This is a genomic window from Georgenia sp. AZ-5 (assembly GCF_043952095.1).
GTDB lineage: Bacteria > Actinomycetota > Actinomycetes > Actinomycetales > Actinomycetaceae > Georgenia.
This window is the reverse complement of record NZ_JBINOU010000001.1, coordinates 1,866,754-1,889,267: the sequence shown is the minus strand read 5'-3', so window position 1 is coordinate 1,889,267 and position 22,514 is coordinate 1,866,754. Positions and strand designations below refer to the sequence as shown.

Sequence of the window (22,514 nt, the reverse complement as noted above, 5' to 3'; positions counted from 1 at the left end):
GCTCTCCACCGACAGCGAAACCGGACGGACGGCTGCGCCGCGGCGGCGCGCGCGGCGGTCAGCCGGCGTCGTCGAGCGAGATGAGCAGGTGGCCGTCGACGCCCCGCACCGGGGTGCCGAGCCGCGCGCAGGCGGCCATGAGGCGGCGCCGCACCCAGGCGGCGTCCGGGCCGGTCGCGACCTCGGTGACCGCCCGGTACAGCCGCAGCGGCACCACCTCGACGGAGTCGAACACGCCCGCCTCCAGGTGCGCCAGCCACAGCGCGCCCAGGTCGTTGCGCAGCAGCGGGTGGGTGGCGTAGTCGTCGATGAAGTCGCCGAGGTCGAACAGCACCCGCCCGGCCACGCCCTGGACGACGTGGGCGGAGTGCCCGGCCACCAGCGCCGGTCCGACGGCGCCCAGCTCGTCGGCGGCGCGCCGCACGTGGCCCACGGGTTCCGGGACCATGTTCGGCCCCCAGTGCGGCGTCACGACCACCGGGGCGGCCAGCGCCGCCTCGCGCACGGCCGCGCCGACCCAGGCGGGCACGCCGCGGCGCAGGTCGGCGAAGGCCACGCCCGGTGTGCGCGGCCCGGCGGCGAAGTCCGGCGGGTGGTCGGTGAGCGCGACGAGCATCAGGGGCTCGGCCGCCACCCGGAACGACGCCGGCCGCCGGGCCTCCCGCAGGTCGTGACCGGCGCCGACGGTGACGATGCCTGCCCCCGTGAGGTGGTCGAGGGTGTCCGTGAGCCCCTCGTAGCCGTAGTCGAGCGCGTGGTTGTTGGCCAGGGTCACCGCACGGACGCCGAGCTCGGCCAGGCGCTGCGCCACCAGTGGCGGGGCGCGGAAGAAGAAGGCCTTGCCGGGGGCGGGCCAGCGCTCCCCGCGGTCGGAGACGCAGCACTCGAGGTTGAGCACGACGGCGTCGGCGCCCGCCAGTACCTCGCGCAGCCGCGGCCCGACGAGCGGCGCCGCGGGGTCCTCGGCCAGGCACTCCGCGACGCCACGACCGAGCATCGTGTCGCCCGCGAGCGCCAGCACCGCGCACATGGCAGCCTCCCGTCGCCGCCCCGCCTTACAGGATGGACGGCGACGGGCCCCGTGGGGAAGCACTCGGGCACGTCGTCCGCGGCCGGCACCGCGGCTGGCCGCGGCGCCGGCTCAGCGGGCGGGCGGGGTGCCCTCGTCCCTGGTGTCTCCGGGCGGGGCGAAGCGGGAGGCGTCCTCCCCCTCGCTCAGCTCCTCGGCGCGGCGCAGGGCCTCGCGCCGGGCCCGCTCCCCCGCGGCGGCCAGGGCGTCGTCCGCGGCCGCGCGGGGGGCCGCGCGCCGCCCGCCGCGGGCAGCCTCGTCCTCGGCCGGGCGCTGGCCCTGCTCGGCCGTCGGAGAGAACGGCATTCCGGACGCGGTGCCAGCGGTCGTGGCTTCCGAGGTGGCCCGCTGGGCCGAGCTGCGCGCCTCGGCAAGCGCCTCGTCTGGGTCCTGCAGGTTGGTGTCCCGCAGGCCCTCGGCCAGCGCGCTGCCCTGCGGGCCGAAGTCCACCGGGGAGCCGCCGTCGCCGCCGTTCCCGCCGTCGCCCATGCGGCCGTCGCCGCCGAACGCCGACGTGATCGCGCCGAGGGCGGCGGTGAACTCGGTCGGGATGACCCACATCTTCGAGGAGGTGCCGTCGGCGATCTTCGGCAGGGTCTGCAGGTACTGGTACGCCAGCAGCTTCGGGTCGGCGTTGCCGCGGTGGATGGCGTCGAACACCTGCAGGATGGCGCGGGACTCGCCCTGCGCCTTGAGGATGGCGGCCTGCGCCTGCCCCTCGGCGCGCAGGATCGCCGACTGCTTCTCGCCCTCGGCCGTCAGGATCTGGGACTGCTTGACGCCCTCGGCGGTGAGGATCGCGGCGCGGCGGTCACGCTCGGCGCGCATCTGCTGCTCCATCGCGCCCTGGACGGAGGCGGGCGGGTCGATGGCCTTGAGCTCGACCCGGTTGACGCGGATGCCCCACCGGCTCGTCGCCTCGTCGAGCACCCCGCGCAGCTGGCCGTTGATCTGGTCGCGGCTGGTGAGGGTCTGCTCCAGGTCCATCGAGCCGATGACGTTGCGCAGCGTGGTGACCGTGAGCTGCTCGATGCCGGTGATGAAGTTGGCGATCTCGTACGTGGCGGACTTCGGGTCGGTGACCTGGAAGTAGATGACCGTGTCGATGCTGACCACGAGGTTGTCGGACGTGATGACCGGCTGGGGCGGGAAGGAGACGACCTGCTCGCGCAGGTCGACGCTCGAGCGCACGCGGTCGACGAAGGGGATGAGGAAGTGGAGCCCGGCGTGCATCGTCGTCTGGTACTTCCCCAGCCGCTCCACGATCAGCGCCACGGCCTGCGGCACGATGCGCACGGCCCGCCAGATCGCGGTGATCACCACCACGGCGAGCAGGATGAGGATGAACGTGACGACGATGTTGCCGACGTTGTCGATCATGTCGCTCCTTCGGTTCGTCGGGTCAGCCGTACAGGGTGGTGTCCGCGGTGGCCTCGACGACGGCGATCGCCCCGTCGATCCGGACCACACGCACGGTCGTGCCGGCGGGCAGCACGACGCCCGGGCGCGCGGCGCGGGCCGTCCAGACCTCGCCGTAGAGCTTCACGCGCCCGGCGCGATCGGTGACGTCCATCAGCACGGTGGCCTCGCGGCCCACGTGGGCCTCGACGTTGGTGCGCGTCTCGGGGGTGGAGCGCTCGAGCATGCGCTTGGCCCAGGGCCGCACGCCGAAGAGCAGGACCACGGAGACGGCGGCGAAGACGAGCACCTGCGCCCAGAACGGCCCGCCGAGCAGCGCGACGACGGTCGCGGCGGCCGCACCGCCCGCGAACATCAGGAAGATCAGGTCGACGGTGATCAGCTCGACGACGCCGAGCACGAGCGCCGCACCCAGCCACCAGAGCCACGCCATCGTCTCGACTCCCTCTCGTGCCGGGCCGGTGGCGTGCACCGACGCAGCGGACTGTCACTCAGATCCTAGCGGTCGCACACCGTCTGCCGGACCGCTTCGGCCCCGAACCGTCCGCTGGCGTCCGATACGTGCCCTGGGGCTTGTAGCCGGGTCGCCAGAAGGCGAGAGGTCGAAGGCCGGGAGGCGGGCAGCCAGGTCGTCGGGAGGCGGCCGGCCACGCCGTCCGAGGCGGCCGGCGACGGGTCAGGAGGCGGGCAGCGCCGCCCGCTCGCCCGCCCGGGCCGCGCGTGCGCTGAAGCGGTCGCGGTGGCGCTCCACCTCCAGCTCGAGGCCGAACGCCCGGGAGAGATGCTGCGGCGTGATGACGTCGTCGATCGGGCCGGCCGCCTCCACCGTGCCCTCGCGCAGGAGCAGCGCGTGGGTGAAGCCCGGCGGGATCTCCTCGACGTGGTGGGTGACGAGCACGATCACGGGCGAGCGGCGGTCCCCCGCGAGCTCGGCGAGCGCCTGCATGAGCTCCTCGCGGCCCCCGAGGTCCAGCCCGGCGGCCGGCTCGTCCAGGAGGAGCACCTCGGGGTCGGGCATGAGGGCCCGGGCCACCTGCACGCGCTTGCGCTCGCCGGAGCTGAGGGTGCCGTAGGTGCGGTGGGCGAGGTGGCCGACGCCGAACACCTCGAGCAGCGCCTGCGCCCGGTCGACGTCGAGCTCCTCGTACCGCTCGCGCCAGCGCCCGGTGATGCCGTAGGAGGCGGTGAGCACCACGTCGATGACCGTCTCGCCCGCGGGCAGCCGCTGGTCCAGCGCGGCGGACGCGAGCCCGACGAGGGGCCGCAGCTCGCTGACGTCGACCTTGCCCAGCTGCTCGCCGATGATCGTGACGGTGCCCGACGTCGGGTGCAGCCGTCCCGCCACGAGCTGGATGACCGTGGTCTTGCCCGCGCCGTTGGGCCCGAGCACCACCCATCGCTGCCCCTCGTCCACCGACCAGCTCACGCTGTCGAGGATCGTCTTGGTCCCGCGGCGCACCGAGACGGCGTCCAGCTCGAGCACATCACCCATGGGCACGACCCTAGTCGAGGCGACGCGCTCGCCCCCGCCTCCCACGCGCGGGCGGACACCCTCCGCGCCCCCGCCGGGCGCCCCGGGAGTCCGGGATCGCGGGCGCCGTCCGGCACCCGCCGGCAGCGCCGTGTGCCTGGCCGCGGGCGCTGGCCCGTGCGGATGTTCGTATCGTTGTCCCCGTGTCCGGCCCACCCATCCTCGAGCTCCCCGCCTCGGTGACGCTCGCGCTGTGGCTGCCGGTGGTCCGCGACCGCGACTCCGCCTACCGAGCCGCCCGCGCGGTCGCCCGGGCGGGCGAGCACCACGAGGTGCACGCCCGCGGCGCCACGGCCCACGGGCCGGGCCTGCACGACCCCGGGGACGCCGCCGGCCGCCGGGGCGGCATCGGCGTCTCCTCCACCGCCGCGCTGCACCGGCTGCTGGCCGAGCTGTCCCCGGTGGACGAGGTCGGCGCCGTGCTGCCGCGCGCCGGGGACCCGATGGGGGCCCCTGCCGCGCGCTCGGCGGACCTGCTGGACGCCGGCGAGGGGCTGCTGCTGCGCCGCACCAACGGCGCGGGGGCGGAGGTGTGCGGCGTCGTCGTGCCCATGCGCTCGGCGTACGGCAGCCCCGTCGAGCCGGGCGAGCTGGTGACCTGGCTGGTGGAGGAGGACATCACGGACCTGGTGCCCGCGCCGAGCCTGCTGCTCGCGGGCATCGACTCCCTCTCCCAGGCCCGCCGGGAGATCCAGCTCGCGCTCACCGAGGCGGTCGAGGCGCTGGAGGACCTCGACGTCGCCCGGGACAGGCCCGACCTGGCCGAGCACCTCCTCGACCTGTCCCTGGCGACCATCCCGGACCGGCTCCTGCCGCCCGGGCTGGAGCCCCGGCGGGTGGACGTCCTGGAGCGGGCCGCCCGGCTTCTCGCCATCGTCGACCTCGCGCTGGACGACGACGGCGGGGCGGTCACGGCCGCGCAGGTGGACCGGCGCAGCGCCGCCCTGGCGCACGTCGGCCGGGCCGCTCGCCACGCCCTGTGCGCGGCGAGCGCCACCCGGGCCGCCGGGCCGAGCTGAGCGCAGCCGGCGCCCCGTTCCGCTCTCGCCCGCACGGCCGCCGGCGTCAGGCCGGCTGACCGGCCAGCACCGCCCGGTAGACGTCGATGGTGCGCTCGGCGATGGCGTCCCAGGAGAAGTGCTCCTCCACCCGGCGCCGCGCCGCCACGCCCATCTGCGCGGCACGGTCGGGGTCGCTGACCATGGCCGTCAGCGCCGCGGCGAGGTCGCGCTCGAACGTCTGCGGGTCCAGCGGCGCCCCGGTGCCGTCGGCGACCTGCTCCAGCGGGACGAGGGTGCCCGTCACGCCGTCGTCGACCACCTCGGGGATCCCGCCGACCGCCGTGCCGACCACGGGCAGCCCGACCGCCATCGCCTCGAGGTTCACGATGCCCAGCGGCTCGTAGATCGACGGGCACACGAAGACGGTCGAGGCGGCGAGGACCGCGATGAGCTCGGGGCGCGGCAGCATCTCCTCGATCCAGATCACGCCCTCGCGCCGGTCCTGCAGGCCCTCGACGAGCCCGGTGACCTCCGCGGCGATCTCCGGGGTGTCCGGCGCGCCCGCGCACAGCACGAGCTGCACCTCGGGCGGCAGCAGCTCGGCGGCGCGCAGCAGGTGCGGCATGCCCTTCTGCCGGGTGATGCGCCCGACGAAGACGACCGTCGGGCGGCCGGGCTGGATGCCGAGCCGGGCGAGGGTGGCCTCCGCGGCGGCGCGCCCGGAGTCGTCCTGGGGCCGGCGCCAGCCGTCCAGGTCGATGCCGTTGTGGACGACGTGGACCTTGTCTGGGTCGACCTGCGGGTAGGCGCGCAGGATGTCGGCCCGCATGCCGGCGGAGACGGCGATGACGCCGTCGGCGCCCTCGTAGGCGATGCGCTCGGCCCAGCTGGACAGCGCGTACCCGCCGCCGAGCTGCTCGGCCTTCCACGGGCGCAGCGGCTCCAGGGAGTGCGCGGAGAGCACGTGCGGGACGCCGTTGAGCAGCCCGCCGAGGGTACCGGCGAGGTTCGCGTACCAGGTGTGCGAGTGGAGCAGGTCGGTGCCGGCCACGTTGGCGGCGATCTGCAGGTCCACGCCGAACGTCCGCAGCGCGGCGTTGGCGTGCTGCAGCTCGGCAAGCTCGTCGTAGCCGGTGACCGGCACCTCGACGTCGTGCTCCGAGTCACCGTTGATGCGCGGGCCGTCGAAGGCGTGCACGCGCACGTCGATGCTGCGCCGCAGCACCCGGGCCAGCTCGGTCACGTGCACGCCGGCACCGCCGTAGACGTGCGGCGGGTACTCGCGGGTGAGGAGGTCGACCCTCATGGCTGGCCCTCATTCTTCTGTGTCTGCGTCGTCGGCCCACAGGGCGGCCGCGTCGGTGCGGCCCGCCCAGGATGCACACATCTGCGGTGATCTGGGCAACACGATGCACTTTGTTGCCGTTCGCGAGCGGTGAGGCGGGCACGGCAATATGGTCGGCACATGGCATCCCCACGCGTGCTCGCGATCGTCCTGGCCGGCGGCGAGGGCAAGCGCCTGATGCCGCTCACGGAGGACCGGGCGAAGCCGGCCGTGCCCTTCGGCGGCATCTACCGGCTCATCGACTTCGCGTTGTCGAACCTGGTCAACTCCGGCTACCTCAAGATCGTGGTGCTGACCCAGTACAAGTCGCACAGCCTCGACACCCACATCTCCAAGACCTGGCGGATGTCGACGCTGCTGGGCAACTACGTCGCCCCCGTGCCGGCGCAGCAGCGCGTGGGCAAGCACTGGTACCTCGGCAGCGCCGACGCGATCTACCAGTCGCTGAACCTCCTCGACGACGAGCGTCCCGACATCGTGGTCATCGTGGGCGCGGACAACATCTACCGCATGGACTTCTCCCAGATGGTGGAGCAGCACATCGACTCCGGCTTCCCGCTCACCGTGGCCGGGATCCGGCAGCCGCTGTCGCTGGCCGACCAGTTCGGCGTCATCCAGGCGGACCAGGACAACCCGCACAAGATCGGCGAGTTCCTCGAGAAGCCCAAGGACGCGGTCGGGCTGGCGGACTCCCCGCAGGAGGTCCTGGCGTCGATGGGCAACTACGTCATGGACGCCGACGCCCTGATCGAGGCGGTCAGCGCCGACGCCAAGGACGAGTCGTCCAAGCACGACATGGGCGGCTCCATCGTCCCGGCGTTCGTGGCGGACGGCGCCGCGGGGCTGTACGACTTCACCTTCAACGACGTCCCCGGCTCCACCGACCGGGACCGCAACTACTGGCGCGACGTCGGCACCGTCGACGCGTTCTTCGACGCCAACCAGGACCTGATCTCCGTCTTCCCGGTGTTCAACCTCTACAACGACCAGTGGCCGCTGTTGACCGGCTACACCGGGCTGCCGCCGGCGAAGTTCGTCTACGGTCACCGGGAGCGCCTCGGGCACGCGCTGGACTCCATCGTCTCCCCCGGCGTCATCGTCTCCGGCGGCGAGGTCGTCAGCTCCGTGCTCTCCCCCGGCACCCGCGTGAACTCCTGGTCCTCCGTGCGCGACTCCGTCCTGTTCGACGGCGTCAACGTGGGCCGCAACGCCACCGTGAGCCGCGCGATCCTCGACAAGTACGTCCAGGTCGAGGAGGGCGCCCAGGTGGGGCTGGACCACGAGCGCGACATCGAGCGCGGCTTCACCGTCACCGAGTCCGGCATCACCGTCGTGCCCAAGGGCTCCGTCGTCAAGCGCTGAGCGGCGGCCGCGCGCCGAAGGCGCGTGTCAGCCGCGCAGGCCGGCGAGGTCGACCACGGCGCCCGCCACGGCGGCCGGGTCGACCAGGGCGTGCAGGTGCCCGCCGGGCAGCCGGCGCGCCGGCCAGCCGCGTGCGACCGCCCGCGCCGCGTCGTCGTCGTAGGCGCCGCCGAACCACAGGTAGGCGCACGGCCGCGCGTCCCAGCCGGCGGGCACGGGCACCCGCTGCTCGAAGTAGGCCAGCGGCAGCCGCGGCTCCTCGGCCGTCACCGCCCGGCGCACCGCGGGGTCGGGGAGCAGGCGGGCGACGTCCTCCGCGTCCCACCAGCCGGTCCACGGGGGCAGCCACCCGTCCACCGCGAGCTCCCGCAGCAGCGGCATCAGCTGCGGCGCGCCGAGCGGCGCGGTGCCCGAGGGGCCCGGCAGGGCGGCGTCGACGAACACGCAGGCCCGCACCCGGACGCCGCGGGCCTCCCGCCGCTCCGTCACCGCCGGCGTGAGCAGCCCCGCGTTGCTGTGCGGCACGAGCACCACCTCGGTCGTGCCGGCGGGCGGGGCGGCGGCGCTCTCGACGGCGACGGGCCACCACGGCGGCGGCGCCGGGGCCACCCGCAGGTCGGGCACGACCACCCGGTGGCCCCGTGCGGCGAGCTCGGCGGCGACGCCCGCCCAGGTCCCGGGCCCGACGAGCGGGCTGTGCAGGAGGACGACGGTGGCGTCCACGGGCCCAGCGTGCCGCGGGTCGGACGTCGCCGCACGGGGCCCGCCGCGGACCGTAGGCTTGCCGCCCGTGAGCGCCCCCGTCCCCGCCGGCACCGTGCGCGCCGGCCTGGTCTCCCCCCGTCCCGTCCCCGCCGCGCTCCTGAGGCACGCCGTGACCGTCGTCGAGCAGGTGGCCGACGCCGTCAAGGTCACCGACACCTCCCGCCCGGGCTGGTACGGGCTGGCCGTCTCGGGCACGCTGCGGCCCGGCGCACGGCCCGGGCCGGCGCGAGAGGAGCTGCGGGGCCCCGCCACCGCGCTCGGCGTGGACACCGCGCTCGTCACCGGGGAGCTGGCCACCGACGGCGTGGGGCTGCTGGTGATGGACGTCGACTCCACGCTCATCACCGCCGAGGTCATCGAGCTGCTCGCGGAGCACGCCGGCACCCGGGACCTCGTGGCGGACGTGACCGAGCGGGCGATGCGCGGCGAGCTGGACTTCGCGGCGAGCCTGCGTGAGCGCGTGGCCATGCTCGCCGGCCTGGACGCGGGCGCGCTCGCCGACGTGCGCGCCGCGGTGACCCTGACGCCGGGCGCGCGCGAGCTCGTCGACGCCGTGCACGACGCCGGCGGGCGGGTCGGCGTCGTCTCCGGGGGCTTCGCTGAGGTGGTGGCCCCGCTGGCCACGTCCCTCGGCATCGACCACATGGTGGCCAACGTGCTGGAGGTCGACGACGGCCGGCTCACCGGCCGCACGGCCGGCGCGGTGGTGGACCGCACCGCCAAGGAGCGGCACCTGCGCGAGTGGGCCCGGGCCGACGGCGTCGCGCTCGAGCGCGTCGTCGCGGTGGGCGACGGCGCCAACGACCTCGACATGCTCGCCGCCGCGGGTCTCGGCGTGGCGTTCTGCGCCAAGCCGGTGGTGCAGGCGGAGGCCGACGCCGCGGTCAGCTTCCCGCGCCTCGACGCCGTCCTCGGGCTGCTGGGCCGCTGACCGGCCGGGGCCGTAGGGCCGCCGGCCGGTCAGGGCGTCGGAAGCCCGCCGGCGACGGGTCGCCGGCGGGCGTGCGCAGCCGCCTCGTCAGCGGGCCGCGGGCGTGAACTCCTCCTCGATCATGACGTCGGGGACCTCGGCCGGCTCGGGCCGTACCGTCTCCGTCTCCCTGGCCTTCTCTTCCCTGGCCTTCTCTTCCCTGCTGCGGCGCTCCCGCTCCTTCTCTGCCCAGAAGCGTTCGCTGTAGTAGCGGTCGTAGCACATGGTCACTCCCTTCGCCGCACCTTCCAGTGTGCGCCCGGAAGGTGACTGGCACCACACCTGGTGGGGAGGCGGAGACCGTCAGTCAGTGCCGGGGACGGACCAGCCGGGTCAGGTGCGCCGTCGAGCGGTCGAGCTCGCGCCAGGCGGTGGTCACCTCGAGCACGCAGGCGGTCGCCGTCGGCACCCCGAGGCTCACCTCGCGTGCGAGGTCGTCGCGGGTGTCGTGGAGGAGGTACGCCAGCCCGGAGATCGTCGGCTCGTGGCCGACGACGAGCACGGTCCCGGCCGACTCCTCGAGCTCCTGCAGCAGCCCCAGCACCTTGCGCGGGCCGCCCTGGTAGAGGTCCTCGACCACCGTCTGCTCCCGGACCCGCAGGCCCGCGGCCACCAGCTTGAGCGTCTCGGTCGTGCGCAGCGCGGAGGACACCAGGGCGACGTCGACAGCCCCGGTGATCTCCGCGAGCCGCGGCCCCAGCGCTGAGGCCTGCTTGCGGCCCTTGGCCGCCAGCGGCCGCATCGCGTCCCCGAGCTCCCCCTCCGGCTCCGCCTTCGCGTGGCGGAGCAGGACGAGCGTGTGGGTCATTCAGACCCCCATCGCGTGCACACCGCCGTCGGCGTGCACGATCTCGGCGGTGGTGGCGGGCAGCCAGTCCGAGCACAGCGCGACGACGGTGCGGGCGGTCGGCTCGGCGTCGGTGACGTCCCAGCCGAGCGGGGCGCGCTCGGACCAGCCGCCCTCGACCTGGTCGAAGCCGGGGATCGAGGTCGCCGCGGTGGTGCGGACCGGGCCGGCGGAGACAAGGTTGACCCGGATGCCGTCGCGGCCGAGGTCGCGGGCCAGGTAGCGGGCGGTGGACTCGAACGCCGCCTTGGCCACGCCCATCCAGTCGTAGACTGGCCAGGCGAAGCTGGCGTCGAAGGTGAGCCCGACGACGGACCCGCCCTCGCCCATCAGCGGCTTCGCGGCCACGGCGAGCGACTTCAGGGAGAAGGCGGAGACCTCGATGGCGGTCGCCACGTCCTTCCACTCCCCCGCCAGGAAGTTGCCGCCCATGACGGACTGCGGGGCGAAGCCGATGGAGTGGACGACGGCGTCGAGGTGGTCCGCGTGCTCGCGCACGGCGTCGGCGAGGTTCGCCAGGTCCTCCTCGCTCTGCACGTCGAGCTGGACCACCGGGGCCGGCTGCGGCAGGCGGCGGGCGGTGACCTCCGTCAGGCGGAACTGCCGGCCGAAGGAGGACAGGATGACCTTGGCTCCCTGCTCCTGCGCCAGCCGCGCCACGTGGAAGGCGATGGAGTTGTCCTTCAGCACCCCGGTCACCAGGATCGTCTTGCCCTCGAGCAGGCCCATTGTCGTGTTTTCTCCTTGTCTTGCCGCGGGTCGTGCCCGCTGGTCGGCGGCGCTGACGCGCCGGAAATGTGTGTCAGTGGCCCATGCCGAGGCCGCCGTCGACCGGGATCACGGCGCCGGAGATGTAGGCCGCGGCGTCGCCGGCGAGGAACTCCACCGCCGCGGCGACGTCGTCCACGCTCCCGAAGCGCCCGGCGGGGATGGCCCCGAGGTACTCCTGCTGCTTCTTCTCGGGCAGCGCCTGGGTCATGGCGGTGTCGATGAAGCCGGGCGCGACGACGTTGGCCGTGATCCCCCGCCCGCCCAGCTCGCGGGTGATGGACCGGGCCATGCCGACGAGCCCGGCCTTCGAGGAGGCGTAGTTGACCTGGCCGGGCCCGCCGTACATGGCCACGACCGAGGAGATGAGCACGATCCGTCCGCGGCGCAGCCGGACCATGCCCTTGCTCGCCCGGCGCGCCACGCGGAAGGCGCCGCCGAGGTTCGTGTCCAGCACGGTGGCGAAGTCTTCGTCGCTCATGCGCATGAGGAGCTGGTCGCGGGTGACGCCGGCGTTGGCGACCACGACCTCGACGGGGCCCTGGTGCTCCTCGATCGCGGCGAACGCGGCGTCCACCGAGGCGGTGTCGCGCACGTCCCCCACGACCCCGTGCACGCCCTCGGGCAGCTCGCCGGAGCGGTAGATCGTGGCGACGGCGTCCCCGGCGGCCACGAAGCGCTCCGCGATCGCGCGGCCGATGCCCCGGTTCGCCCCGGTCACCAGCACGCTGCGCGCACCCTGATCGCTCACCCGTCAACTTCCCTTCGTCTGCCGGTCACCTGCGGGGAAACCGTAGCCGACCCGGCACCCGCCGGGCGACGACCGCCCAAGGGCGGGGCCGCCCGACGGGGCTGGGCCGCCCGACGGGGCGGGGCCGCGGGGTCCGTCGCGCCCGGCCCGGGGCGGGACCACGGGCCCGCGGCGGCGTAACCTTGAGGGGTGAGGGGCCTTCGCAGCCGCAAGCGGGCGCAGATCTACTCCATCACCTCGGCGCCCCGCGCCCTGGCGGAGGACGTGCACGCCCGGACCGTGCGGTACCTCACGTCCATGGGTATCCGCACCACGTGCATGCTGCTGCTGCTGGTGGTGCCAGGCTGGTGGAAGTGGGTCTGCGGGCTCGGCGCGATCTTCCTGCCGATGCTGGCCGTGCTCCTCGCGAACGCGGGCCGCGAGCGCCCGGCGCCCGCCGAGAACCTCATCCCCACCACGGACCCCGACGCCCCGAGACAGCTGCCCCGCCTGCCCTACGACCCCGACACGGAGTACCTCGCATGAGCCCTGACGCCGCACCGGCCGGCGACGTCGACGAGCTTGTCTGCAGCGCCAAGGGGTGCCGCGAGGCCGCGGTGCACGCGCTCGTGTGGAACAACCCCCGGCTGCACCGGGCGGGCCGGCGCAAGGTCTGGCTGGCCTGCGAGGCGCACCGCGAGCACCTCTCCCGGTTCCTCTCCGCACGCTCCTTCCTGCGCGAGGTGATCGGCGTGGACGAGCTCGACGAGACGTACGGGTGAGCGACCTGCCCCGGCGCAGCTACGGATTCCTCACCACTCCCCGCTGGCTCGCTCTCATCGCGCTCATGGTCGCCGTGTCGGTGGCGTGCGTCTTCCTCGCCCGGTGGCAGTGGAGCCGCTACGAGACGCACCTCGCCGAGGCGCGGCAGGTGGAGGCCGTCTACGACGACGCCCCCGTCGCCCTCGCCGACGCCCTGGACGCGCCGGTCGTCGGCCCCGCCGACGAGTGGCTGCCGGTCGAGCTCACAGGGCGGTACGTCCCCGGCACCACGGTGCTCCTGCGCAACCGCCCGGTCGACGGCACGCCGGCCGCCCACGTGCTGGCCGCGTTCGAGGCCGAGGTCGACGGCGGCACGACCCTCCTGGTCGTCGACCGCGGGTGGCTGCCCTCGGCGCGGCTGGAGGCGGTCGGCGCGGTGGCGCCCGAGCCGCCGGAGGGGCGCGTGGCGGTGACGGGCCGGCTCCGCGAGGCGGAGGCGCCGTCGGACCGTGCCCGGCCGGAGGGTCAGGTCCACGCGCTGGACCCCGGCCAGGTGCTCGAGTCGGCCGGCGTGGGCGCCGCGGCCGCGGCGGCGGGCGTGGCCGTGCTCGACGGGTACGTCGCCGCCACGGAGGAGGACCCGGCCGCGGCGACCGAGCTGGGCGCCTTCCCGGAGCCGTCGTTCAACTACGCGCTGAACCTGTCCTACACCTTCCAGTGGGGGCTCTTCTCCGTCGGCGCGCTGGCCGCCCTGGTCGTCCTGGCGCGGCGGGAGGCCGCCGAGCGGGCCGGGCAGGGCCCGGTGCGCACGATGAGCCGCGCGGAGCTCGAGGAGGACCTGGAGGTGTACACCCAAACCTCCCGCGCGCAGGCGCTCCCGGCGGGCGCGGGCCCGCGGGCGGCGCTGCCCGCCCCGCAGGAGGAGCGCCCGGCGGCGCCGGAGGGCGACGGCCAGGCGTGAGCGCACGACGACGCGCCGGCCGCGCGACCGCCGGCGGGCCGCTCAGGCGAGCGTGACGAGGTCGAGGTAGCTGTCGTTCCAGAGGTCCTCGTCGGCGTCGGGCAGCAGCAGAACGCGCTCCGGCTCCAGGGCTTCGACCGCGCCCTCGTCGTGGGTGACGAGGACGACGGCGCCCGTGAAGCTGCGCAGCGCGCCGAGGATCTCCTCGCGGCTGGCCGGGTCGAGGTTGTTGGTCGGCTCGTCCAAGAGCAGGACGTTGGCGGAGGAGACGACGAGGACCGCGAGCGCGAGCCGCGTCTTCTCTCCACCGGAGAGCACCTTGGCGGGCTTGTCGGCGTCCTCGCCGGAGAACAGGAACGAGCCGAGCACGCTGCGCACCCCGGTCTCGTCCAGGTCCGGGGCGGCCGAGCGGAGGTTCTCCACCACGGTGCGCTCGACGTCGAGTGTCTCGTGCTCCTGGGCGTAGTAGCCCACCTTGAGGCCGTGGCCGGGGACGACCTCACCGGTGTCGGGGTCCTCCACGCCGCCGAGGATGCGCAGGAGGGTGGTCTTGCCCGCGCCGTTCATGCCCAGGATGACGACCTTGGACCCGCGGTCGATGGCGAGGTTGACGTCGGTGAAGACCTCGAGCGAGCCGTAGGACTTGCTCAGCCCCTCCGCCGTCAGCGGGGTCTTGCCGCACGGGGCGGGGTCGGGGAAGCGCAGGTGCGCGACCTTGTCCGCGCGGCGAGTCTCCTCAAGCCCGGAGAGCAGCCGCTCGGCGCGGCGCGCCATGTTCTGCGCGGCGACCGTCTTGGTGGCCTTGGCCCGCATCTTGTCGGCCTGCGCCATGAGAGTCCCGGCCTTCTTCTCGGCGTTGGCGCGCTCCCGGCGGCGGCGGCGCTCATCGGCCTCACGCTGCTTGACGTAGGCGTCCCAGCCCATGTTGTACACGTCGAGGACGCCACGGGTGGCGTCGAGGTAGAAGACGTGGTTGACCGTCTCGCGCAGCAGCTCGACGTCGTGGCTGATGACCACGAAGCCGCCGCTGTAGCTCCGCAGGTACTCGCGCAGCCAGATGATCGAGTCGTGGTCGAGGTGGTTGGTGGGCTCGTCCAGCAGCAGGGTGTCGACGCCGGAGAACAGGATGCGCGCGAGTTCCACCCGGCGCCGCTGACCACCGGAGAGCGTCTCCAGCGGCTGCTCGAGCACGCGGGTGGGCAGGCCCAGGTTCGAGGTGATCCGGGCGGCCTCGGACTCCGCGGCCCACCCGCCCTGGGCGTCGAACTCGGCGTCCAGGCGGGCGTAGCGCTCCATCGCCTTGGCCTGGGCGTCGCCGGTCTCGGTGGCCATGGCGTGCTCCGCCTTGCGGATGCGGCGCACGATGTCGTCGATGCCGCGGGCGGAGAGCACGCGGTCGCGGGCAAGGACGTGAACGTCACCGGTGCGCGGGTCCTGCGGGAGGTAGCCGATCTCCCCGGTGCGCACGATCTGGCCGGTGTGCTGGATGACGGAGGCGGTCTCCTCCTGCCCCGACAGCAGCTTCGTCAGCGTCGTCTTGCCGGCGCCGTTGCGGCCGACGAGCCCGATGCGCATCCCGGTGTCCACGCGGAAGGACGCCTCGTGCAGGAGTTCGCGGGCGCCGATGCGCACGGAGACGTCGTGGGCGGTGATCACAGGGGCGTACCTCGACAGGTGTGGGGGACGGCGCGCGACGGCGCACCCCCAGCAGTTTACGGCCGCCCCCTGCCGTGACCCTAGTTCTTGTTCGTCACACCGCACGCGCCGGCACCCGGTGCTCCCGCGAACGGCCCGCGGGCGAGCCGCGGCTCCCCCGGGGAGCACGACGCCGAGGGGCGGGCGCCCCCGGCGGCCACTACGTTCACCGCCATGACTTTCAACGACGACGTCCGCGCCGACACCGGGCGGGTCCGGCGCTCGCGCGGCGGCCGGGGCGCCGCCATCGGCGGCGGCGCGGGGCTCGTCGCCCTGCTGGTGTACCTCTTCACCGGCGTGGACATCTCCGGGCTCACGGTCGGGGGCCCAGGCGAGCCGGCGACCTCCGGCGCCGTGGACGGCTTCGCGCACTGCCAGAGCGGCGCGGACGCGAACCGGTACACCGACTGCCGGATGGTCTACACCGCCGACGCGCTCGACGAGTACTGGGCTACCACGCTGCCCGAGCAGGCGGGCATCGACTACCAGCTGCCCGGGTTCGAGATCTTCGAGCAGTCCGTGCCGACCGGGTGCGGCAGTGCCACCTCCGCCGTCGGGCCGTTCTATTGCCCCGCCGACGCCTCCGTGTACCTCGACATCGCCTTCTTCGACCAGCTCGAGACCCAGCTCGGGGCCGAGAACGCCCCGCTGGCCCAGATGTACGTCGTGGCGCACGAGTGGGGACACCACATCCAGAACCAGCAGGGCACGATGGCCACGATCGACCGCCAGGGCACCGGGCCGGAGTCCGACGGGGTCCGCCTGGAGCTCCAGGCGGACTGCTACGCCGGCCTGTGGGTCGGGCGCGCGGCCACGGTGGTGGACCCCGACTCCGGGCAGACCTTCATCCAGCCCCCGACGCCCGCGCAGGTCCAGGACGCGCTGGACGCCGCAGCGGCCGTCGGCGACGACCGCATCCAGGCCGGCGCCGGGCAGCAGGTGAACCCGGAGGCGTGGACCCACGGCTCCGCGGAGCAGCGCTCGCGCTGGTTCACCGCGGGGTACGAGCAGGGCACCATGGCCGCCTGCGACACCTTCGCCGCCTCCCCGCTCTGAGCGCACCGGGCGCCGCCCGACCGGCCCCGCCGCCCGCCCCGCAGCGAGGGGGTCGCGCTGCCCGTGGCGCGGTGCGCGCACCGGGGACCGGCCGCCCCGTTCACCGGCCCTCCCGGGGACGGCGAACGACGTAGCCGACGATCCGCCGGACCGTCGCCGCGTCATCCCCCGCCAGGGACCCGGTGTCCACCCCGACGTCGAACCGCTGGTCCTCGCCCCGGTAGAGGTACACCTCCGCGGGGCGCGGCTCAGACGTTGAACCCGAGGGCGCGCAGCTGCTCGCGGCCCATGGGGGTGATCTTCTCCGGGCCCCACGGCGGCATCCACACCCAGTTGATGCGCACGCCGGAGACGAGGCCCTCGAGCGCGATCGACGCCTGGTCCTCGATGACGTCGGTCAGCGGGCAGGCCGCCGAGGTGAGCGTCATGTCCACCACGGCCTCGTTGTTCTGGTCCACGGTGATGCCGTAGATGAGGCCGAGGTCGACGACGTTGATCCCCAGCTCGGGGTCGATGACGTCGCGCATCGCCTCCTCGACGTCCGCCGCCGTGGTCGGGGACGGGTTGGTCGCCGTCGGCGGGTTGGTGGTCTCGCTCATGCGATCTCCTTGGGGTCGGCGGGGGCGGGCCCGGACGGCTCCGCCGTCAGGGCGTGGGCGAGGGCGTCGCGCAGGGCCATCCAGCCCAGCAACGCGCACTTGATGCGCGCGGGGAACCTTGCCACGCCCACGAAGGCGGTGGCGTCCTCGAGCTCATCCGAGCGGTCGGGCTCGAGCTCCTTGCCGCGGCCGTGCATCAGCTCGCGGAAGGTCTCGTTGAGGTGGTCGACGTCGGCGATGTCCCTGTCCGTGACCAGGTCGTTGAGCACGGACAGGGAGGCCTGCGAGATCGAGCAGCCCTGGCCGACCCACCCGACCTGCGCCACGCGCGGGCGGCCGGCGGAGTGGTCGAGCCGGACCCGGAGGGTCACCTGGTCCCCGCACGTCGGGTTGACCTGGAAGGACTCCCCGTCGAACGGGTCGATCTCCCCCGCCCCGTGGCGCTCGCGCGCGTGGTCGAGGATCACCTGCTGGTACATCTGCTGCAGCGCGTCAGCCATGGTCCACCCCGAAGAACTTCCGCACCCCGCCGAGCCTGTCGACGAAGATCTCGATCTCCTCGGCGGTGGTGTACAGCCCGGCCGAGGCGCGGGCGGAGGACTGCACGCCCAGGCGCCGGTGCACGGGCTGGGCGCAGTGGTGCCCCACCCGGACGGCGATCCCGTCGTCGTCCAGCACCTGCCCGACGTCGTGCGGGTGCACGCCGTCGACCGCGAACGCCACCACGGCTAGGCGGTCGGCCGGGTCGGCCGGCCCGAGCACCCGGACGCCGGGAACCGACGCGAGGCCGTCGAGCAGCAGCCGGGTCAGCTCCGCCTCGTGCGCGGCGACGGCGTCCATCCCGAGCTCGCCGAGGTAGTCCGCGGCGGCGCGCAGGCCCACGGCCTGCGCGACCATCTGCGTGCCGGCCTCGAAGCGGGCGGGCGGCGCGGCGTAGGTGGTCGACTCCATGGTCACGACCTGCACCATGGACCCGCCCGTGAGGAACGGCGGCATGGCCGCGAGCAGGTCCCGCTTGCCGTAGAGCACGCCGATGCCGGTGGGGCCGAGCATCTTGTGGCCCGAGAACGCGGCGAGGTCCACGTCCAGGGCCCGCAGGTCCACGGGCAGGTGCGGGACCGACTGGCAGGCGTCCAGCACCACCAGGGCGCCCGCGCGGCGGGCCAGCGCGACGACGTCGGCCACCGGGCTCAGCGCCCCGGTGACGTTGGAGGCGTGGGTCAGCGCGACGACGCGGGTGCGCTCGGTGATGACGGAAAAGGTCTCCGGGTCCAGCCGCCCCTCGTCGGTCAGGCCGATCCACCGCAGGGTCGCGCCCGTGCGGGCGCACAGCTCCTGCCACGGCACCAGGTTGGCGTGGTGCTCCGCCTCGGTCACCACGACCTCGTCGCCGGGGCCGAGCCCGAACAGCTCGCGGGCGCGGTCGTCGCCGCGGCCGAGCGAGGCGTTGGACATGGCGTACGTGACGAGGTTGATGCCCTCGGTGGCGTTCTTGGTCCAGACCACCTCGTCCTCGTCCACCCCTACGAAGCGGGCGACGGCGGCACGGGCCGCCTCGTAGGCCTCGGTGGCCTCCTCGGCGAGGGCGTGGGCGCCGCGGTGCACGGCGGCGTTGGTGCGCTCGTAGAACTCCACCTCGGCGTCGATGACGCACTGGGGCTTCTGCGAGGTGGCGGCGGAGTCGAGGTAGACCAGCGGCCGGCCGTCACGCACGGTGCGTCCCAGCAGCGGGAAGTCGGCGCGCACGGCCGCCAGCTCCGCCGCGCTCAGTGAGCGGGCGGGGCCGGCGGCCAGCGCGGCGACGCCGGCCACCGCGGAGGACGTTCCGGCAGCAGTCATGCGGGTACCTCTCAGACCGTGGCGGTCAGGTAGCGGTCGTAGCCCTCGTCCTCGAGCCGGTCGGCGAGCTCGCGGCCGCCCTGGTCGGCGACCCGGCCGTCGACGAAGACGTGGACGAAGTCGGGCTGGATGTACTTCAGGATCCGGGTGTAGTGCGTGATCAGCATGACGCCCAGGCCGGTGGCCCCGTGCACGCGGTTGACGCCCTCGGAGACGATGCGCAGCGCGTCGACGTCCAGGCCGGAGTCGGTCTCGTCCAGCACCGCGAACTTGGGCTGGAGCAGCTCCATCTGGAGGATCTCGTGGCGCTTCTTCTCGCCGCCGGAGAAGCCGTGGTTGACGTCGCGCTGGGCGAACTCGGGGTCCATGCGCAGCTTGGTCATGGCGTCCTTGACGTCGCCGACCCACTTGCGCAGCGCGGGGGCCTCGCCGGAGATGGCGGTCTTGGCGGTGCGCAGGAAGTTCGACACCGTCACGCCGGGGACCTCGACCGGGTACTGCATGGCCAGGAACAGGCCGGCGCGGGCGCGCTCGTCGACGCTCATCTCCAGGACGTTCTCGCCGTCGAGGAGCACCTCGCCGTCGGTGACGGTGTACTTCGGGTGCCCGGCGATGGAGTAGGCCAGGGTGGACTTGCCGGAGCCGTTCGGGCCCATGATGGCGTGGATCTCGCCGGAGCGGATGGTCAGGTCCACGCCGCGCAGGATCGGCTTCGGGCCGTCGTTGGTCTCGACGCTGACGTGGAGGTTCTTGATCTCAAGGGTGGACATCTGGTCCTTCTCTTCCTGGGTCTGAGGGTGCGGTGCGGGGGGCGTCAGCCGGGGACGTCGGCGGTGGCGTCGACGTCGACCAGGACGCGCTCCCCGTCCACGGTCACGGGGTAGACGGGAACGGGCTGGGTGGCGGGCAGGCTGAGCGGCCTGCCGGTCCGCAGGTCGAAGGTGGACCCGTGCAGCCAGCACTCGACGGTGCAGCCCTCGACCTCGCCGTCCGACAGGCTCACCTGCCCGTGGGAGCAGATGTCCGAGAGGGCGTGGAACTCCCCGTCCTCGTCGCGCACCAGCGCGACGGGCAGGGGCGATCCGTCCGCGGCCTCGAGGTCGAGGCGCATGGCCTCGCCGGGCTCGAGGTCGGCGGTGTCGCAGGCGTGCTGGGCGGTCATCGGGCCGGGGCCTCCATGGTCCTGCTCAGCTCGAGCTCGATGGCCTCCATGAGGCGCTCCTGGACCAGCGGGACGCCGATCTGGTTGATGAGCTCGGCGAAGAAGCCGCGCACCACCAGCCGGCGGGCCTCCGCCTCGGGGATGCCGCGCGAGCGCAGGTAGAACAGCTGCTCGTCGTCGAACCGGCCCGTGGCGGAGGCGTGCCCGGCGCCCTCGATCTCGCCGGTCTCGATCTCCAGGTTGGGCACGGAGTCGGCGCGGGCGCCCTCGGTCAGCACGAGGTTGCGGTTGAGCTCGTAGGTGTCGGTGCCCTCGGCCTCGTGGCGGATGAGCACGTCGCCGACCCACACGGAGTGCGCGCCGGCGCCCTGCAGGGCGCCCTTGTAGGTCGCGCGGGACTTGCAGCTGGGCACCGCGTGGTCCACGAACAGCCGGTGCTCCTGGTGCTGGCCGGCGTCGGTGAAGTACAGGCCGAGCAGCTCGACGTCCCCGCCCGGGGCAGTGAACGCGACGTCGGGGGTCAGGCGGACGATGTCGCCACCGAGCGTGACCACGATGTGCTTCAGGTGCGCGTCGCGGCCCAGGCGGATGCGGTGGTTACCCACGTGCACGGCGCCGCTCTCCCAGTCCTGGACCGACACCAGCGTGAGGTGGGCGCCGTCCCGGACGTCGATCTCGACGGTCTGGGCGACCTCGGCGGCGCCGCGGTGGTCCAGGACCACGAGGGACTCGCTGAGGTCCTCGGCCACGACCAGCACGTGCTGGGCCGCGGGTGCGGCGGCGGAGGCCTCGTCGCCGTTGATGGCGATCATGGTGTGCCGCTGGCCGACGTGGCCCTGCGGCACGGTCACCACGAGCGCCTCGCCGAAGGACTGCCACGCGGCGGCGGAGACGCGGTCGCCCGGCGCGCCGATCCTGCCCAGGCGGGCGTCGTCGCGCCCGACGCGCTCGACGCGCACCGCGTCGTCGGTCTCGACCGTCACGGCCGGGCCGGTGCCGGTGAGGTCACCGGCGAAGAGCCGCTGGAGCCGGTCCACCGGGGAGAAACGCCAGTCCTCCTCCCGGCCCGTGGGGACCGGGAAGTCGGTCAGCTCGAAGGACGTCGCGCGGTCGGCGCGGGAGGCCTCCGGCACCGAGCCACCGCCGTGGGTGTGGGCGGCATCGGCGGTGGCGCGGCTGTGGTCGGTGGACATGTTGGTGGTGGCGGTCATCAGCCGACGGCCCCTTCCATCTGCAGCTCGATCAGTCTGTTGAGCTCGAGGGCGTACTCCATCGGCAGCTCACGCGCGATGGGCTCGACGAAGCCGCGGACGATCATCGCCATGGCCTCGGTCTCCGGCATGCCGCGCGACATGAGGTAGAACAGCTGGTCCTCGCTCACCTTCGAGACGGTGGCCTCGTGGCCCATCTCGACGTCGTCGACGCGCACGTCCACGTACGGGTAGGTGTCCGAGCGCGAGATCTGGTCCACGAGCAGCGCGTCGCACAGCACGTTCGACTTGCTGTGCGTGGCGCCCTCCAGCACCTGGACCAGGCCGCGGTAGGACGCCCGGCCGCCGCCGCGCGCCACCGACTTCGAGACGATCGAGGAGGAGGTGTTCGGGGCCAGGTGCACCATCTTCGAGCCGGTGTCCTGGTGCTGGCCCTCGCCCGCGAAGGCGATGGACAGCGTCTCGCCGCGGGCGTGCTCGCCCATCAGGTACACGGCCGGGTACTTCATGGTGACCTTGGAGCCGATGTTGCCGTCGATCCACTCCATGGTGCCGCCGGTCTCGACCGTGGCGCGCTTGGTCACCAGGTTGTAGACGTTGTTCGACCAGTTCTGGATCGTCGTGTACCGGACGCGGGCGTCCTTCTTGACGATGATCTCCACGACGGCCGAGTGCAGCGAGTCGGACTGGTAGATCGGGGCGGTGCAGCCCTCGACGTAGTGCACGTAGGAGCCCTCGTCGGCGATGATCAGCGTCCGCTCGAACTGGCCCATGTTCTCGGTGTTGATGCGGAAGTACGCCTGCAGCGGGATCTCCACGTGCACGCCCTTGGGGACGTAGACGAAGGAGCCGCCGGACCACACGGCGGTGTTCAGCGAGGCGAACTTGTTGTCCCCGGCGGGGATGACCGAGCCGAAGTACTCCTCGAAGATCTCCGGGTGCTCCCGCAGGCCCGTGTCGGTGTCGAGGAAGATGACACCCTGACGCTCGAGGTCCTCGCGGATCTGGTGGTAGACCACCTCGGACTCGTACTGGGCGGCGACGCCCGCGACGAGGCGCTGCTTCTCCGCCTCCGGGATGCCCAGCCTGTCGTAGGTGTTCTTGATGTCCTCGGGGAGCTCTTCCCAGCTCGTGGCCTGCTTCTCGGTGGAGCGCACGAAGTACTTGATCGTGTCGAAGTCGATGCCCGACAGGTCGGCGCCCCAGTGCGGCATGGGCTTCTTGTCGAAGAGGTTCAGCGCCTTGAGCCGGCGCTTGAGCATCCACTCCGGCTCGTTCTTCAGGGCCGAGATGTTCCGCACCACGTCGCCGTCCAGGCCGCGGCGGGCGTTGGCGCCCGCGACGTCCGGGTCGTGCCAGCCGTAGTTGTAGCTGCCGATCGAGGCGATCGTCTCGTCCTGGGTCATGGGCGCGTCGGGCGCC

General features: G+C 73.6%; 26 protein-coding genes. 7 read left to right on the top strand and 19 right to left on the bottom strand.

The annotated features are described in order from the left end of the window. Window positions 1-58: 58 nt before the first annotated feature. The 4 genes from ACF0H8_RS08950 to ACF0H8_RS08935 all read right to left on the bottom strand — a co-directional run bounded on the left by ACF0H8_RS08950 (window position 59) and on the right by ACF0H8_RS08935 (window position 3,980). Window positions 59-1,030, bottom strand: a complete 972-nt coding sequence (locus ACF0H8_RS08950; RefSeq protein WP_395288596.1) for a CapA family protein — start codon at window positions 1,028-1,030, stop codon at window positions 59-61. Between the two features lie 111 nt (window positions 1,031-1,141). After that, window positions 1,142-2,449, bottom strand: a complete 1,308-nt coding sequence (locus tag ACF0H8_RS08945; protein ID WP_395288595.1) for an SPFH domain-containing protein — start codon at window positions 2,447-2,449, stop codon at window positions 1,142-1,144. Between the two features lie 22 nt (window positions 2,450-2,471). Next, a complete protein-coding gene (locus ACF0H8_RS08940; protein WP_395288594.1) occupies window positions 2,472-2,921 on the bottom strand; it encodes an NfeD family protein in 450 nt (149 codons plus the stop codon). Window positions 2,922-3,164: 243 nt separating this feature from the next. Further along, window positions 3,165-3,980: an ABC transporter ATP-binding protein gene (locus tag ACF0H8_RS08935; RefSeq protein WP_395288593.1), complete on the bottom strand. Its 816-nt coding sequence runs from the start codon at window positions 3,978-3,980 to the stop codon at window positions 3,165-3,167. Between the two features lie 182 nt (window positions 3,981-4,162). On the opposite strand from ACF0H8_RS08935, the gene ACF0H8_RS08930 reads away from it, so the two are divergent. Further along, window positions 4,163-5,038 (top strand): hypothetical protein, encoded by an 876-nt coding sequence (locus ACF0H8_RS08930; RefSeq protein WP_395288592.1) that lies wholly within the window; start codon window positions 4,163-4,165, stop codon window positions 5,036-5,038. A 46-nt stretch (window positions 5,039-5,084) separates the two neighbouring features. Here the strand turns inward: ACF0H8_RS08930 and glgA are convergent, their stop codons facing one another. After that, a complete protein-coding gene (gene glgA, locus ACF0H8_RS08925) occupies window positions 5,085-6,326 on the bottom strand; it encodes a glycogen synthase (RefSeq protein ID WP_395288591.1) in 1,242 nt (413 codons plus the stop codon). A gap of 159 nt (window positions 6,327-6,485) precedes the next feature. Between glgA and ACF0H8_RS08920 the strand changes: the two genes are divergently transcribed. Continuing rightward, the gene (locus tag ACF0H8_RS08920; protein WP_395288590.1) at window positions 6,486-7,727 is read left to right on the top strand and encodes a glucose-1-phosphate adenylyltransferase; all 1,242 of its coding nucleotides are present in this window, start codon (window positions 6,486-6,488) and stop codon (window positions 7,725-7,727) included. A gap of 27 nt (window positions 7,728-7,754) precedes the next feature. On the opposite strand, the gene ACF0H8_RS08915 is transcribed toward ACF0H8_RS08920, so the two are convergent. Continuing rightward, window positions 7,755-8,450, bottom strand: coding sequence for a hypothetical protein (locus tag ACF0H8_RS08915; protein WP_395288589.1), 696 nt, complete (start codon window positions 8,448-8,450; stop codon window positions 7,755-7,757). 67 nt (window positions 8,451-8,517) lie between these two features. Between ACF0H8_RS08915 and serB the strand changes: the two genes are divergently transcribed. Further along, complete coding sequence (gene serB / locus ACF0H8_RS08910; protein WP_395288588.1) at window positions 8,518-9,423, top strand: phosphoserine phosphatase SerB; 906 nt, start codon at window positions 8,518-8,520, stop codon at window positions 9,421-9,423. 87 nt (window positions 9,424-9,510) lie between these two features. On the opposite strand, the gene ACF0H8_RS08905 is transcribed toward serB, so the two are convergent. The 4 genes from ACF0H8_RS08905 to fabG form a co-directional block, all read right to left on the bottom strand. Next, window positions 9,511-9,693 carry a hypothetical protein gene (locus tag ACF0H8_RS08905; RefSeq protein ID WP_395288587.1) on the bottom strand — a complete coding sequence of 61 codons (183 nt, stop codon included), beginning with the start codon at window positions 9,691-9,693 and terminating at the stop codon, window positions 9,511-9,513. Between the two features lie 76 nt (window positions 9,694-9,769). Next, entirely contained in the window at window positions 9,770-10,270 is a 501-nt protein-coding gene (locus ACF0H8_RS08900) for a SixA phosphatase family protein (protein WP_395288586.1), read from the bottom strand. Further along, window positions 10,271-11,038 carry an enoyl-ACP reductase FabI gene (gene fabI / locus ACF0H8_RS08895; RefSeq protein WP_395288585.1) on the bottom strand — a complete coding sequence of 256 codons (768 nt, stop codon included), beginning with the start codon at window positions 11,036-11,038 and terminating at the stop codon, window positions 10,271-10,273. Window positions 11,039-11,111: 73 nt separating this feature from the next. Further along, a complete protein-coding gene (gene fabG, locus ACF0H8_RS08890; protein ID WP_395288584.1) occupies window positions 11,112-11,828 on the bottom strand; it encodes a 3-oxoacyl-ACP reductase FabG in 717 nt (238 codons plus the stop codon). 189 nt (window positions 11,829-12,017) lie between these two features. On the opposite strand from fabG, the gene ACF0H8_RS08885 reads away from it, so the two are divergent. Genes ACF0H8_RS08885 through ACF0H8_RS08875 form a run of 3 tightly spaced genes read left to right on the top strand, consistent with a single transcriptional unit; the run spans window position 12,018 to window position 13,530 of the window. Continuing rightward, a complete protein-coding gene (locus ACF0H8_RS08885; RefSeq protein WP_395288583.1) occupies window positions 12,018-12,353 on the top strand; it encodes a DUF3099 domain-containing protein in 336 nt (111 codons plus the stop codon). Next, window positions 12,350-12,589 carry a hypothetical protein gene (locus ACF0H8_RS08880; protein WP_395288582.1) on the top strand — a complete coding sequence of 80 codons (240 nt, stop codon included), beginning with the start codon at window positions 12,350-12,352 and terminating at the stop codon, window positions 12,587-12,589. The genes ACF0H8_RS08885 and ACF0H8_RS08880 overlap by 4 nt, the downstream gene beginning before the upstream one ends. After that, window positions 12,586-13,530, top strand: a complete 945-nt coding sequence (locus tag ACF0H8_RS08875) for an SURF1 family protein (RefSeq protein WP_395288581.1) — start codon at window positions 12,586-12,588, stop codon at window positions 13,528-13,530. The genes ACF0H8_RS08880 and ACF0H8_RS08875 overlap by 4 nt, the downstream gene beginning before the upstream one ends. 42 nt (window positions 13,531-13,572) lie before the next feature. Here the strand turns inward: ACF0H8_RS08875 and ACF0H8_RS08870 are convergent, their stop codons facing one another. After that, the gene (locus tag ACF0H8_RS08870) at window positions 13,573-15,186 is read right to left on the bottom strand and encodes an ABC-F family ATP-binding cassette domain-containing protein (protein WP_395288580.1); all 1,614 of its coding nucleotides are present in this window, start codon (window positions 15,184-15,186) and stop codon (window positions 13,573-13,575) included. A 213-nt stretch (window positions 15,187-15,399) separates the two neighbouring features. On the opposite strand from ACF0H8_RS08870, the gene ACF0H8_RS08865 reads away from it, so the two are divergent. Beyond that, window positions 15,400-16,281 carry a neutral zinc metallopeptidase gene (locus ACF0H8_RS08865; RefSeq protein WP_395288579.1) on the top strand — a complete coding sequence of 294 codons (882 nt, stop codon included), beginning with the start codon at window positions 15,400-15,402 and terminating at the stop codon, window positions 16,279-16,281. Between the two features lie 100 nt (window positions 16,282-16,381). On the opposite strand, the gene ACF0H8_RS08860 is transcribed toward ACF0H8_RS08865, so the two are convergent. Genes ACF0H8_RS08860 through sufB form a run of 8 tightly spaced genes read right to left on the bottom strand, consistent with a single transcriptional unit; the run spans window position 16,382 to window position 22,498 of the window. Next, entirely contained in the window at window positions 16,382-16,513 is a 132-nt protein-coding gene (locus tag ACF0H8_RS08860) for a hypothetical protein (protein WP_395288578.1), read from the bottom strand. 16 nt (window positions 16,514-16,529) lie between these two features. Continuing rightward, window positions 16,530-16,880 (bottom strand): metal-sulfur cluster assembly factor, encoded by a 351-nt coding sequence (locus tag ACF0H8_RS08855; RefSeq protein ID WP_395288577.1) that lies wholly within the window; start codon window positions 16,878-16,880, stop codon window positions 16,530-16,532. Beyond that, entirely contained in the window at window positions 16,877-17,380 is a 504-nt protein-coding gene (gene sufU, locus ACF0H8_RS08850) for a Fe-S cluster assembly sulfur transfer protein SufU (RefSeq protein ID WP_395288576.1), read from the bottom strand. The genes ACF0H8_RS08855 and sufU overlap by 4 nt, the downstream gene beginning before the upstream one ends. Then, window positions 17,373-18,719 (bottom strand): SufS family cysteine desulfurase, encoded by a 1,347-nt coding sequence (locus tag ACF0H8_RS08845; protein WP_395288575.1) that lies wholly within the window; start codon window positions 18,717-18,719, stop codon window positions 17,373-17,375. Before ACF0H8_RS08845 ends, sufU begins: the two co-directional genes overlap by 8 nt. Before the next feature lie 11 nt (window positions 18,720-18,730). Beyond that, the gene (gene sufC, locus ACF0H8_RS08840; protein ID WP_395288574.1) at window positions 18,731-19,489 is read right to left on the bottom strand and encodes a Fe-S cluster assembly ATPase SufC; all 759 of its coding nucleotides are present in this window, start codon (window positions 19,487-19,489) and stop codon (window positions 18,731-18,733) included. A gap of 44 nt (window positions 19,490-19,533) precedes the next feature. Beyond that, window positions 19,534-19,881 carry a non-heme iron oxygenase ferredoxin subunit gene (locus ACF0H8_RS08835; RefSeq protein ID WP_395288573.1) on the bottom strand — a complete coding sequence of 116 codons (348 nt, stop codon included), beginning with the start codon at window positions 19,879-19,881 and terminating at the stop codon, window positions 19,534-19,536. After that, on the bottom strand, window positions 19,878-21,092 hold the full coding sequence (gene sufD / locus ACF0H8_RS08830; protein WP_395288572.1) for a Fe-S cluster assembly protein SufD: 1,215 nt from the start codon (window positions 21,090-21,092) through the stop codon (window positions 19,878-19,880). The genes ACF0H8_RS08835 and sufD overlap by 4 nt, the downstream gene beginning before the upstream one ends. Further along, a complete protein-coding gene (gene sufB / locus ACF0H8_RS08825; protein WP_395290846.1) occupies window positions 21,092-22,498 on the bottom strand; it encodes a Fe-S cluster assembly protein SufB in 1,407 nt (468 codons plus the stop codon). The genes sufD and sufB overlap by 1 nt, the downstream gene beginning before the upstream one ends. Window positions 22,499-22,514 lie beyond the last annotated feature (16 nt).

What these genes read in the sequence shown, in the direction of transcription:
- ACF0H8_RS08920 (WP_395288590.1), top strand. Translation starts at nt 6,486, where the DNA reads ATGGCATCCCCACGCGTGCTCGCGATCGTCCTGGCCGGCGGCGAGGGC.
- ACF0H8_RS08950 (WP_395288596.1), bottom strand. Translation starts at nt 1,030, where the DNA reads ATGTGCGCGGTGCTGGCGCTCGCGGGCGACACGATGCTCGGTCGTGGC.
- ACF0H8_RS08945 (WP_395288595.1), bottom strand. Translation starts at nt 2,449, where the DNA reads ATGATCGACAACGTCGGCAACATCGTCGTCACGTTCATCCTCATCCTG.
- sufC (WP_395288574.1), bottom strand. Translation starts at nt 19,489, where the DNA reads ATGTCCACCCTTGAGATCAAGAACCTCCACGTCAGCGTCGAGACCAAC.
- sufU (WP_395288576.1), bottom strand. Translation starts at nt 17,380, where the DNA reads ATGGCTGACGCGCTGCAGCAGATGTACCAGCAGGTGATCCTCGACCAC.
- sufB (WP_395290846.1), bottom strand. Translation starts at nt 22,498, where the DNA reads ATGACCCAGGACGAGACGATCGCCTCGATCGGCAGCTACAACTACGGC.
- ACF0H8_RS08865 (WP_395288579.1), top strand. Translation starts at nt 15,400, where the DNA reads ATGACTTTCAACGACGACGTCCGCGCCGACACCGGGCGGGTCCGGCGC.
- ACF0H8_RS08835 (WP_395288573.1), bottom strand. Translation starts at nt 19,881, where the DNA reads ATGACCGCCCAGCACGCCTGCGACACCGCCGACCTCGAGCCCGGCGAG.
- glgA (WP_395288591.1), bottom strand. Translation starts at nt 6,326, where the DNA reads ATGAGGGTCGACCTCCTCACCCGCGAGTACCCGCCGCACGTCTACGGC.
- ACF0H8_RS08900 (WP_395288586.1), bottom strand. Translation starts at nt 10,270, where the DNA reads ATGACCCACACGCTCGTCCTGCTCCGCCACGCGAAGGCGGAGCCGGAG.
- ACF0H8_RS08845 (WP_395288575.1), bottom strand. Translation starts at nt 18,719, where the DNA reads ATGACTGCTGCCGGAACGTCCTCCGCGGTGGCCGGCGTCGCCGCGCTG.
- ACF0H8_RS08935 (WP_395288593.1), bottom strand. Translation starts at nt 3,980, where the DNA reads ATGGGTGATGTGCTCGAGCTGGACGCCGTCTCGGTGCGCCGCGGGACC.
- ACF0H8_RS08855 (WP_395288577.1), bottom strand. Translation starts at nt 16,880, where the DNA reads ATGAGCGAGACCACCAACCCGCCGACGGCGACCAACCCGTCCCCGACC.
- sufD (WP_395288572.1), bottom strand. Translation starts at nt 21,092, where the DNA reads ATGACCGCCACCACCAACATGTCCACCGACCACAGCCGCGCCACCGCC.
- ACF0H8_RS08940 (WP_395288594.1), bottom strand. Translation starts at nt 2,921, where the DNA reads ATGGCGTGGCTCTGGTGGCTGGGTGCGGCGCTCGTGCTCGGCGTCGTC.
- ACF0H8_RS08880 (WP_395288582.1), top strand. Translation starts at nt 12,350, where the DNA reads ATGAGCCCTGACGCCGCACCGGCCGGCGACGTCGACGAGCTTGTCTGC.
- fabI (WP_395288585.1), bottom strand. Translation starts at nt 11,038, where the DNA reads ATGGGCCTGCTCGAGGGCAAGACGATCCTGGTGACCGGGGTGCTGAAG.